Origin of the sequence: Streptomyces kebangsaanensis (assembly GCF_001906585.1) — a bacterium.
GTDB lineage: Bacteria > Actinomycetota > Actinomycetes > Streptomycetales > Streptomycetaceae > Streptomyces > Streptomyces kebangsaanensis.
The window spans coordinates 66031-77030 of sequence record NZ_JUJA01000158.1 but is presented as its reverse complement, the minus strand read 5'-3'; the positions used below and the strand labels follow the sequence as shown (position 1 = coordinate 77030).

General features: G+C 75.3%; 11 protein-coding genes and 3 pseudogenes. 8 read left to right on the top strand and 6 right to left on the bottom strand.

Annotated elements, in window-relative coordinates; genetic code table 11:
* The 3 genes and pseudogenes from RH94_RS44935 to RH94_RS28920 form a co-directional block, all read left to right on the top strand.
* A pseudogene (locus RH94_RS44935) lies at nucleotides 1–103 on the top strand (glycosyltransferase family 2 protein); the annotation flags it as partial.
* 305 nt (nucleotides 104–408) lie between these two features.
* A pseudogene (locus RH94_RS44930) lies at nucleotides 409–563 on the top strand (glycosyltransferase family 2 protein); the annotation flags it as partial.
* 1 nt (nucleotide 564) lies between these two features.
* On the top strand, nucleotides 565–1309 hold a 745-nt coding region (locus tag RH94_RS28920; RefSeq protein WP_234426115.1), incomplete at its 5' end, for a glycosyltransferase family 2 protein.
* 18 nt (nucleotides 1310–1327) lie between these two features.
* Here RH94_RS28920 and RH94_RS28915 read toward each other — a convergent pair.
* The 3 genes from RH94_RS28915 to RH94_RS28905 all read right to left on the bottom strand — a co-directional run bounded on the left by RH94_RS28915 (nucleotide 1328) and on the right by RH94_RS28905 (nucleotide 3433).
* On the bottom strand, nucleotides 1328–1636 hold the full coding sequence (locus RH94_RS28915) for a DUF3040 domain-containing protein (protein WP_073951298.1): 309 nt from the start codon (nucleotides 1634–1636) through the stop codon (nucleotides 1328–1330).
* Between the two features lie 81 nt (nucleotides 1637–1717).
* Complete coding sequence (locus tag RH94_RS28910; RefSeq protein ID WP_073951297.1) at nucleotides 1718–2638, bottom strand: polysaccharide pyruvyl transferase family protein; 921 nt, start codon at nucleotides 2636–2638, stop codon at nucleotides 1718–1720.
* 54 nt (nucleotides 2639–2692) lie between these two features.
* Entirely contained in the window at nucleotides 2693–3433 is a 741-nt protein-coding gene (locus RH94_RS28905) for an MgtC/SapB family protein (protein WP_073951296.1), read from the bottom strand.
* Between the two features lie 99 nt (nucleotides 3434–3532).
* Between RH94_RS28905 and RH94_RS28900 the strand changes: the two genes are divergently transcribed.
* The 5 genes and pseudogenes from RH94_RS28900 to RH94_RS28880 all read left to right on the top strand — a co-directional run bounded on the left by RH94_RS28900 (nucleotide 3533) and on the right by RH94_RS28880 (nucleotide 5937).
* Nucleotides 3533–4174, top strand: a complete 642-nt coding sequence (locus RH94_RS28900) for a phosphoribosyltransferase (protein WP_073951295.1) — start codon at nucleotides 3533–3535, stop codon at nucleotides 4172–4174.
* A 42-nt stretch (nucleotides 4175–4216) separates the two neighbouring features.
* Nucleotides 4217–4630: pseudogene (locus RH94_RS28895) on the top strand (TIGR03668 family PPOX class F420-dependent oxidoreductase); the annotation flags it as partial.
* Between the two features lie 108 nt (nucleotides 4631–4738).
* Nucleotides 4739–5164 (top strand): CBS domain-containing protein, encoded by a 426-nt coding sequence (locus RH94_RS28890; protein WP_073951416.1) that lies wholly within the window; start codon nucleotides 4739–4741, stop codon nucleotides 5162–5164.
* A 29-nt stretch (nucleotides 5165–5193) separates the two neighbouring features.
* Nucleotides 5194–5460 (top strand): DUF6343 family protein, encoded by a 267-nt coding sequence (locus tag RH94_RS28885; protein ID WP_073951294.1) that lies wholly within the window; start codon nucleotides 5194–5196, stop codon nucleotides 5458–5460.
* 42 nt (nucleotides 5461–5502) lie between these two features.
* Nucleotides 5503–5937, top strand: a complete 435-nt coding sequence (locus RH94_RS28880) for a hypothetical protein (protein ID WP_073951293.1) — start codon at nucleotides 5503–5505, stop codon at nucleotides 5935–5937.
* A gap of 88 nt (nucleotides 5938–6025) precedes the next feature.
* Here the strand turns inward: RH94_RS28880 and RH94_RS28875 are convergent, their stop codons facing one another.
* From RH94_RS28875 to RH94_RS28865, 3 genes are all read right to left on the bottom strand, one after another.
* Entirely contained in the window at nucleotides 6026–6814 is a 789-nt protein-coding gene (locus tag RH94_RS28875) for a S1 family peptidase (RefSeq protein ID WP_073951292.1), read from the bottom strand.
* 242 nt (nucleotides 6815–7056) lie between these two features.
* Nucleotides 7057–9912, bottom strand: a complete 2856-nt coding sequence (locus RH94_RS28870) for a helix-turn-helix transcriptional regulator (RefSeq protein ID WP_073951291.1) — start codon at nucleotides 9910–9912, stop codon at nucleotides 7057–7059.
* A gap of 354 nt (nucleotides 9913–10266) precedes the next feature.
* Nucleotides 10267–11000: helix-turn-helix transcriptional regulator (locus RH94_RS28865; protein ID WP_234426114.1), on the bottom strand; the 734-nt coding region annotated here is incomplete at its 5' end.

Here is an 11000-nt window from a genome sequence, read left to right as displayed (position 1 = left end):
CGCCCTGCGCGAAACCGTCACCCGCCTGCCCGCCGCCCTGCGCGCCCGCCGCCCCCTGCCCCCGCACGTCGAACGCGCCGCCGCCTTCTTGGACCAGGACTGAGTTGATGCAGAGCCCAGGGGAACTCCGGAAGGGCGCAGACCCGCCAAAGCCCCACCTCGGAGCGCGGGCCCACCCAAAGCCCCGTCCCGGGTCGCGGGCCCACCCACCTCACTGTCCCCACGCGCCGGCCGCGAGGGAGCCTAAGGGCGCGCCGGTGTCGGGAGGGCGAACGCGCGGAGGCGCGAAGCGCTGAGCACGATCGCCCTCCCGACACCGGCTTCCAGCGCCCGTAGGCGACCGAGCCGTCCAACCCGCGGCCCACCAAAAGCCCCACGGCAGTACAAGCCATCACTCCGGAGGCCTCAGTGACCGACCCCCGCACCACCGTCGTGATCATCACCCACAACCGGCGCCCCGAACTCCTGCGCACCCTCGACCGGCTCGCCGAACTCCCCGAGCGGCCCGAGGTGATCGTCACCGACAACGGCTCCACCGACGGCACCTCCACCGCCGTGGCCCGNCCGCCACCACCCGCGCGTACGGCTGCTGCGCCCGGGCCGCAACCTGGGCGCCGTCGGCCGCAACCTCGCCGTACGCCGAGTCCGTACGCCCTACGTGGCCTTCTGCGACGACGACTCCTGGTGGGCGCCCGGCGCGCTGTCCGGCGCCGCCGGCCTCCTCGACCGGCACCCCGCGCTCGGCGCCGTCACCGCCCGCATCCTCGTCGAACCGGACGGCACCGAGGACCCGATCGTCGAGGAACTGCGCAACTCACCCCTCGTCGGCCCGCGTTGGCTGCCCGGCCCGGCACTCGGCTCCTTCCTCGCCGCGGCCACCGTCCTGCGCACCGACGCCTTCCGGCACGCCGGCGGCTTCCACCCGCGGCTGTGGCTCGGCGGCGAGGAGGAGCTGCTGGCCGCCGACCTGGCGGCGGACGGCTGGTGGCTGACGTACGCCGAACACCTGACGGTCCATCACCAACCGTCCTCCGCAAGGGACTCCACACGCCGCCGACGGGACGGCATCCGCAACACCCTGTGGTTCACCTGGCTGCGCCGGCCCACCCGTCCCGCCCTGCGCCGCACCCTGCACCTGGCCCGCACGGTGCCGCGCGACACCGCGTCCCTGCGCGCCTTCGCCGAGGCGACGGCCGCCCTGCCGTGGGTGCTGCGCGAGCGCCGCGTACTGCCACCGGAGGTGGAGGCACGGCTGCGGCTCCTGGAGGACAGTCAGCGCCGTTCCACCGCACGCCGCTACACGGGCTGAGCCCCGCACCCCGGACGCTCAGGACTCCGTCCACCGGCACAGCAGCCGGAAGCCGGAGAACAGCGCCACCGGCCACACCGCGGCGAACGCCCAGATCACCACCGGCTCCGAGGTGACGATCCCGGCCACCATGAGGCCCAGGGCCACCGTCAGCAGCACCACCACGGTCCACACCCGGGGCGCGTACGACACCACCCGGGAGAGGTCCGGCCGCCGGCGCCTCCGCTGCGACCGCAGCCGCCGCGCCAGACGGCGGTCACGGCTCAGGGCGCGCTCTATCTCGTTCAGGATCCGCTGTTCGCGTTCGGGGAGTCGGCTTGTCGACACGATGGCTCCTACGGGGGGCTGCTCCTACGGGGACCGACCTGCCTGGAAGTCCCTTCCCGGGTGCCCCCGGCGCCCCGCGGACTAACCGGCCCGGCCCCGCCGCAGCGCCGCCACCAGCTCCTCGGCCCCGTCCCGCCCGGCGCCCTCCGCGAACTCGTCCCGGATCCGCCGCGCGGCCGCCCTGCCCGAGGTGAGGCACCACTGCCACCAGCGGTCCAGCTCGGCCGCGTCCAGCCGTTCGGCGGGCACCAGCGCGGGCCAGTCGCAGGCACGCGCCTGCGCGGTCACCTTCGCGCCGCCCTCGACCGGGTCCACGGCCAGCGCGGGCGTACCGGCGCGCAGCGCGAGCACCAGCCCGTGCAGCCGGTCGGTGACCACCAGGTCCAGGCGGACCAGCACGGACTGGAGCTGCGCGGGTGTGGCGCACAGCCGCCAGTCGTGGATGTCGAGCCGTGTCTCCAGCTCCAGCCGCGCACAGTCCTTGCCGTGCAGCCAGCCGGTCACCTCCTTGGCCACCACGTCGTGCCGGCGTGCCCGCCCGTACTCGTGCTGCCCGTGCGTGAGCACCACCCCGACGACCGGCCGTGCCGCCGGCGCGGGGGCGTGGGTGGCCAGGTCGAGGGCGGGCGCCACGGCCGGGGCGTCGCGGGCGATGACGTGGTCGAAGCCGGTGACGGCCGCACTGCCGGGGTCGATCACCGAGGTGCCCACCGCGATCCGCACGCAGTGCGCGAACCGGCGGTGCAGCTCCTCGATCCGCGGCCCGTGCAGCGGACCGCACACGAACACCAGCAGCCCGTACCGCTCGGGCGCCACGTCGTCCAGATGGAGGGCGCCGGGCCGGAAACCGGGGCTCCACGCGATGTCGTAGTCGAGCCCCGCCCGCCGCAGCACCTCCTCGATCCGGCGCAGCGCCAGTACGTCCCCGGCGGTCGCCTCGCCGTCCGGGAAGCCGAACCACCCCGTGAGCAGAATCCGTGACTGTCGTCGTTCCTGGTGCACAGTGCGCCCCGGGTGCCCGGACGACGGCGGGCCAATCACCCACCCACGCCACCGTCACACGTCCTGCTCCTCGTCACCCCCCACGCTCAGGTCGACGTCGACGACCCCGTCGTGGTGGAACAGCTCGGTCGCCAGGCGCCCGGTGTCGGCGGCGCCCTCCAGCCGCAGCAGCACCTGGGTGGCCCGGTCCGTGCGGCCGGGCAGCTGGTCCACCCTGACCTGCAGGATCCGGAAGCCGAGCCGGGTGCATGCCTCCATCAGCCGCGGCAGCAGCGCCCGGCCCGCCAGATACGTCAGCCGCACCTCGACCGTGGCGGCCACGGCCCCGGGGGAGAGCCGGCCCGGCAGCCGGGGATAGCCGCGGACGACCACGAAGTGCAGCGCGGTGGCCGCCAGCGCCAGGATCGGCAGCCCGCCTCCGCAGGCCATGCCCACCGCACAGGTCAGCCAGACGGTGGCGGCGGTGGTCAGCCCGCGCACCGCGTCCCGCCGTACGAAGATCAGACCGCCGCCGATGAACCCGATGCCGGAGACGATCTGCGCGGCCACCCGGGAGGGGTCGAACGACACGTGCTCCAGGCCGAGCACGCTGGTGAACCCGTGCTGGGACACCTCCATCATCAGCGCGCTCGCGACCCCGACCAGGGTGTGGGTGCGCAGGCCCGCGCTCTTCTGCTTCGCCTCCCGCTCCCAGCCGATCAGGCTCGACAGCAGCAGCGCGAGCCCCAGCTCGGCGAGCTGGCGCAGGCCCTGCCCATTGCTCACGTCCCACAGCGGAACCGCAAGCCACGGCATGCGTCTCCCTCCGTCACGTCCCCTGCCTCCCCATTGTGTGGTCGCCGGGGACCAGGCGGGGGTACTCGACGCAAAAGGAGGAATGCGGGAGGAAAGCCCATGAGGTTCCGTGACCGCGCGCAGGCCGGACGGAAACTGGCCGAGCGGCTGCGCGCCCGGAGCGAGGCCGGCGCACTGCCCGACCCCGTCGTGCTGGCGCTGCCCCGAGGTGGCGTGGCGGTGGCCCGGGAGGTCGCGCGGGCGCTCGGCGCCCCGCTGGACGTGGTGGTCGTGCGCAAGATCGGCGCGCCGTTCCAGGAGGAGTACGGCCTCGGCGCGATCGCCGGGGACGACCCGCCGCTCTTCGACAAGGCGGCCCTGCACGACCTCGGCCTGACCGAGGACGACCTCGCCTCCGTGGTGAAGCGCGAACGCGCCGAACTGCACCGCCGCACCCGGCGCTACCGCCACGGCCGCCCCGCCCCGGACCTGCACGGACGTACCGCGATCGTCGTCGACGACGGCCTGGCCACCGGCTCCACCGCCCGCGCCGCCCTGCGCCACGTGCGGAGCCGGGGTCCCGTCCGCACCGTCCTCGCCGTTCCCGTCGGCGCGCCCGAAGCGGTCGAGGCGCTGAGGGGGGAGGCCGACGAGGTGATCTGCCTCCACCGGCCGTCGTCCTTCACCGCCGTGGGCGTCTGGTACGACGACTTCGAACAGCTGACGGACGACGAGGTCGTACGGGCGTTGACGCACCACTGAGCCGGCGCGCCACTGAGGAGAGAGGGGAAGCCCGTGCCCCGCATGGACCCGGACGAGGCGCGCCGGCGGTTCCGGTCCGCCCGGGTGGCGCGGCTGGCCACGGTGGACGCGTCGGGCCGTCCGCACCTGGTGCCGGTGGTCTTCGCGGCCCTCGACGACGACCGTCTGGTGACGGCCGTCGACCGCAAGCCCAAGACCACGACCCGCCTGAAGCGCCTGCGCGACATCGAGGCCGATCCGTCCGTGTCCCTGCTGGCGGACGAGTACGCCGAGGACTGGGACCGCCTGTGGTGGGTGCGCGCCGACGGCCACGCCCGGATCGTGCCGCCCGACGCGGAGGACGAGGCGACGGTGGTGGAGTACGGCACCGCGCTCGCCCGGCTGCTGCGCAAGTACCCGCAGTACCGCGACACCCCGCCGCACGGCCCGGTGATCGCGGTCACCGTGCGCCGCTGGACGGGCTGGCGGGCGGCCCCGTTTGGGGACGCCGGTTCTGGCTACGCGGCGGACAGCCGGAGTGTCCGCAGCCCGCGGAGTCCCGCGGAGCCGATCCGGGAGGTGCCCATGACCCGGCGAGTACGCGACGTGATGTCGCCCGGCGCGCTGGCCGTCGAGCCGATGACCACGCTGGAACGCGCGGCCCACGTGATGCGCGAGCAGAACGTCGGCGACGTGCTGGTGGCCTACGACTGCGATCTGTTCGGCGTGCTCACCGACCGGGACATCGTGATCCGGGCCGTGGCCGAGGGCCGCGACCCGCACACCACGACCGCCGGCTCGGTCTGCACCCGGCCCCCGGTGGTCACCCTGACCCCCGACGACACCACCGACCACGCGGTCGAGCTGATGCGCCGGTACGCCGTACGCCGGCTGCCCGTCGTCGAACACGGCGGCTGCCCCGTCGGCATGGTGAGCCTCGGCGACCTGGCCGTCACCGAGGACCCGCACTCCGCGCTGTCGGACATCAGCAGGGCGGAACCGAGCCACTGAGGACCCGACCCACCGAGACGAGGAGACCCGTGTACGACGACCACCGCCGCACCGGCACCGAGCCCCGCACCGCCCGCAGCCCCCTCCGTCTGCGCCTGCTGCTGGCCTCCGTCTTCTTCCCCCTCTTCATCGCCGGAACGGCCCTGTTCGCCACCTGGTCCGCCAACTCCACCCCGGACGACAGCCCCGGCGACACGGTCCTCGCCGTCCTCGCCGGCATCTGCGCGGCCCTGGCCCTGACAGCCGCCGTGGACCTCCTGGTCATCGCCCGCCGCCTGCGCACCGAACACCGTTGACACCGAACCGGACACGACAGCCCCATCTGCGATCATGGGCCCATGCCCGCCCGCAACCGCCGCCTGCCGCGCCATCTGTCGTGGCCGCTGACCCCGACGGACATTCGCGACGCCCTGGGCGAACAGGAGGCGGAAGCCGCGGAGTTGAGCTTCGCCGACCAACTGGTGGAAGACGGGACCCTGCTGTACGTCCGGTGGATCCCACCGCGCGTCTCCAACTACGGAAACGGCTTCCACCCGTCCCTGTGGTACAGCGTTCAGATCACCGTCTGCCCGCTCCCGGCCACCGAGCGGGCCGCCGCCCGCCACACCCTGAGGCAACACGCCCTCCCCGAACTGCGCACCTGGATCGACACCGCCCGGCAAGCCCCCGAGTCGTGGACCCTGACCGAGCACTGGCGCTCCTGGCGTCTCACGGGCGGCGGCGCCGCCGTCGTCCACAGTGACGACTGGAAGCCGTACCCCGACCTGCCGTGACCACCCGTTCGACGCGCACATGGAAAGGGAGCGTTGCGGGCCGCTCGTGGAGGCCCGCAACGCCCCCTGGTCTTCGCCGGGGCACGGCTCAGGAGTGGACCTGCGCGGTCACGAGGCCGGCGAAGGCGGTCATCCGGGTGTAGACACCCGGATGACCCGCCCCGGCGCAGCCGTTGCCCCAGGAAGTGATCCCTGCCAGGACGCCCCCGATCAACAGGGGACCGCCGCTGTCGCCCTGGCAGGTGTCGACGCCGCCGGAGGAGTACCCGGCGCACACCATGTCGCTCGCGACGAAGTCGGAACCGTAGGAGTTCTGACACTCCGTGTCGGACACGACGGGCACCGTCGCGGTCCGCAGCTGGTTGGAGGAGGTGCCGTTCTCGGCGGTGGTGCCCCAGCCGAGGACGCGGGCGGTGGTGCCGGCCGCGTACACGCCGGTGTCGGCGGGGGAGACGTACTTCGCCGCCGCGTACGGCATCGGGGTGGCCAGGGTGAGGACGGCCACGTCGTTCCCCTCGGTGGCGTCCGAGTAGTCCGGGTCGACCCAGATCCGGCTGACCTCGCCGACCGTGCCGTCGGTTCCGTCGAGACGGGTGCGCCCGCCCACCACGCGCACACTGTCCGGGGTCTCGCCGGCCACGCAGTGCGCCGCGGTGACCACCTTCGTGGCCGCCACCAGGGTGCCGCCGCAGAACTGCCTGCCGGACGCGTCCGTGATCTGGGTGACGAACGGGTACGCCTCCGTCGTGGTCGGCGTGCCGCCGACGACGGGCCGGGGTCCGGCGACCGCGGAGGGGGCGGTCAGCAGCGCGGTCGCGGCGGCGGTGGCGCCGGCCGTGAGCGCGGCGGCGGATCTGGCGCGGGTGAGGCCGAACATGCGTCTCCTCGGGGCGGGCCGGTGGGGGCGCGCGGGCGGGGGTGGAGCACGGAAGCGCTGGAGCGCCGGTATCCGTGCACCGGTCCCGTGTGCCCGGGCGAGCGGCACGCCCCTTACGCTAGGGCCGGGCCCGCCCGCCTCCAATGAGGGAACCCCCTAAGGGAGTTGGGCAGGGAAAACCCTCGGTCGTACCCGGCGGCGGCCCTCACTGGATCCACGCGGCCAGTCAACCCGCGCCGCGTTCACTTCGCGCGCCGGCCAGCCGCCAATCGGACGATGTCGACGCGCGAACGGATCCCCAGCTTGCGGTAGACCCGGGTCAGGGTCGCCTCCACCGTCTTGACGCTGATGTACAGCCGTGCGGCGATCTCCCGGTTGGTCGCGCCCTCCATGACCAGCGCGGCCACCTGACGCTCCGTCGAGGCGAGTCCGTCCAGCGCCGCGAGCCCGTCCGGCGCCGCCGGCACGACCTCGGGCCGGGCCGGGCGGGCGGCGGCGGCCTCCTCCACCCGGCGCAGCCACGGCAGAGCCCGGCAGCGCCGGAACAGGCGGGCCGCCTCGTCGTACGACGTCGGCCCCGGAACGGGGGTCCCCCCTGCTCGGGCGGAGCCGAGAGCCTGGGGGAGGGAGCGCAGCCGGGCCAGCGCGAACGCGGCCCGCGCCTCCTCCAGGCCGTTGCCCAGCTTCGCCAGCCGGTCCTGTGCGGACGTCAGCCGGGTGACGGCGCCCTCCTGGTCGCCGCGGGCGGCCCGCACCAGCGCCTCGGACCGGTCGAGCACGGCCAGCACGCTCTCCCGGCCGAGCCGCACCGCGTGCTCGCGGGCCGCGTCGACGACGCGCTGGGCCTCGGCCGGCTCCCCGGTGCGCACCAGGGCCTCGGCGAGGTCGCCGTGCCAGCGCCCGCGCGCCGGGTCGGTGATGCCGAGCCCCAGCTCCAGCTCGCCCACCCGGCGCAGCGCCGCCACGGCGCCCTGGTCGTCCCCGGCGACGAACCGGGCGTATCCCAGGGCGGCCAGCGCGCGGGAGAGGTACATCAGGTCGCCGTCCTCCTCGGCGTGCCCCACCGCCTCCCGGGCCAGCGCCAGCGCGCGCCCGGGGTCGCCGCCGGAGGCCTCGGCGAGGGAGGCCAGCATCGCGGAGGCGCTCTCGCCGATGCCGGTGTCGCGGGCCATCCGCAGGCTCTCCCGGGCCAGGTCCAGGGCCCGGCCGCAGTGCCCGGCGCGCAGTTCGGTCTCGGCGAGCAGGCGCAGGTAGTGCACCTCGCTCTCGACCATGCCGCGCCGTCGCACCTCGCGCAGCAGCCCGGTGATGGTGGCCCTCGCCTCGGTCAGCCGGTCGCTCATCAGCAGCCAGCGGAAGCGGGCCGAGACGACGCCGTTGTGGTGACAGGCGACGTAAGGGTCCTGAGGTTCCTTCAACGCCCGTCCGATGGTGGCGGGGGCGTCCGGGTGGCCCATCAGGGTCTCGGTGGAGCCCTGGAGGGCGAGCGCCATGAGCTCGGTGCGCCGGTCCCGGCCGCGCGCCGCCAGCTCCGCCGCGCGCGCGGCCTCCTTGCGGGCCTCGGCGAAGTCGCCCTCCACGACCAGGCCGCGCCAGGCCAGCTGGTAGTGGACCAGGGCGAGCAGCCGCGGGTCGTCGCCGGCGTCGGCCAGCGCCTGCGGGAAGACGGCGTCCACGTCGCCGAGGGCCTGCCCGGCGGCCTCGATCACCACCATCCAGGCCCGCACCCGCTGCGCGGGCACGGTGGCGCGGGTCAGCACCTCGCGGGCGATGTCCCGGGCGAGGTCCACCTCGCCGGCCGTGATGGCGTCCTCGGCGGCCTGCAACCGCCGGGCGTCCGGGCCCGGTTCGCTGTCGGCCGGGGTGTGCCGGGCGGCGAGCAGCCCCAGCGAGGCGGCCACCGAGGGGGCCCCGCGGTCCCGGGCCAGCGCGGCGGCCTCGGCGAGCCGGGCGGCCACCTCCGGGTCGGTGCCGGTGGTGGCCAGGGCCAGGTGCCGGGCCCGCTCGATCGGGTCGGAGGCCGCGGTGGACAGGGCGGCGTGGGCGGCCCGCCGCTCCTGGGCGGGTGCCTCCGCGTACAGCGCGGCGGAGATCAGCGGGTGCGCGAACCGTACGGCCGGCCCTTCCGGCTCGGTGGCCAGCAGCCCGAGTCCGGCGGCCTGCGCGCACTCCGCCTCGGCGTTCTCCCGGCCGGCCGCGTGCAGCAGGGCGGGGGTGGGGCGGGCGCCGGCACTGGCCACGAGCAGGGTGCGGCGGGCCTCGTCCGACAGCATCTCCAGCCGGCTGAGCACCAGGGCGCGCAGCGAGGTCGGCACCGGCAGCGGCTCGCCCGGCCGGGGCGGGATGGGGTTCTCGGCCAGGGCACGGGCGAGTTCGAGGGCGAACAGGGGGTTGCCGCCGCTGGTGCGGTGGACCTCGCGGACCGTGGAGCGGGGCAGGCCGGTGTAGCCGCGGTGGTCGAGCAGGGCGGACACCTGGGCGCGGGTGAGCGGGCCCAGCCGGACCGAGAGGGTGTCGGGCGGGCAGGCGCGCAGATGGCGGTCGTACTCCTCGTCCTCGGTGCGCACCGCGCACAGCATCTGCACGGGCGTCTCGCCCAGGCGCCGGGCGGCGAAGCCGAGCAGCTCGGCGCTGGCCGGGTCCAGCCACTGCAGGTCGTCGGCGACGAGCAGGACCGGGCCCTTCGCGGCGAGCGCGCGCAGCGCGGACAGCACGGCCAGGCGCAGGGCGAGGCCGTCGCGCTGCAGGGTGGACTCGCCGCGGCCGGTGAGCGCCGACTCCAGCGCGGTGCGCTGGGCGGCGGGCAGCTTGCCGGACACCTCGTCCAGGACCAGGCCGAAGAGGTCGGCCAGGGCCAGGAAGGGCAGGTGGGATTCGGACTCGGTGGCGGAGCAGCGCAACACGGTGCGGGCCGTCGGGGCGTATTCCGCGGCCAATGCCCGCAGCACGGTCGACTTTCCTATTCCGGCCGGCCCGTGCAGCAGCACACTCCCGCCGCGCGCGAGCTGCTCACGCGCCGCCGCGGACGGCTCCTCCTGGCCGATGACCAGGTCGGAACGGCAGCCCGCAGGGCCCTCGAAGTCCCGTCGCACGCTCACCGCTCCCCTCCTGTGTCGTGTTCTGGCCAAATTCTAGGCAACGAGCCCTGGAATTTCGGACGTCCGGGATGGTGAGGGAAATAACAACGACCGACGCATGACCGAATTCAAAGCATCGCCGAATGAATACAAACCCCACGCACGCAGCCCCTCGACGGTACCGCCACGCCCCCGCGGGCGGTACCGCCGAGGGGCTCGCGGCGTCCCCGCGGAGCCGGGACCGCGCCCTCCGGGCAGCGGGCCGTGCGCGGGAGGGGTGGGCCGTGCGCGGGAGGGGCGGGCCGTGCGCGGGAGGGGCGGGCCGTGCGCGGGAGGGGTGGGCCGTGCGCGGGAGGGGTGGGCCGCCGCCACCGCCTACGGCAGCAACCCCGCCCGGCGGGCCGCCGCCACCGCCTCTCCCCGGGTGTGGGCGCCCAGTCTGCGCATGGCCGAGCGGAGGTAGCCCTTCACCGTCTCCGGGCTCAGGCCCAGGTGGGCCGCGGTGGCGGCGTTGGTCGCGCCGGCGGCCACGCAGGTCAGCACGTCGACCTCCCGCGGGGCCAGGCTCACTCCCTCCACCGGAGCCGGCGCCGTGGTCAACAGACCGCAGGCACTGAGGAGTTCGGCGCGCAGACCGGGGTCGCTGATCCGCGGGGCCAGGGCGCGCAGGGCCGCGTGGGCCTCGCGGACCTGCTCCCAGGCGGGGCCGGCGGCGGGCTCGACGCGGGCCGCCGCCAGCAGATCCCGCGCCTCCTCCCGCACCACCAGCGCCTGCTCCACGTCCCGCGCCGCCTCCACCGCCGCGCCCAGCGTGCGGTCGCCCAGCGGCTGGGCCGTGCGCAGCGCGCCGTACAGCACACCGCGCACCCGCCGCCGTACCACCACCGGCACCGCCAGCACCGAACGCAGCCCCTCCGCGGCGACCGGGGCGTCGTACTCGTGGCTGATCCGGCGGGAGAGCGAGTAGTCCGTCACCGCGCACGGGCGGCCCAGCACCACCGCTCTGCCGCCCAGTCCGCTGCCCGAGGTCACCGCCAGCGAGCTCAGCGCGAGCGTCGCCGTACCGGTCAGCTCGCTGATCCGCACCCGCGGCCGAGCCGGCTCGACCA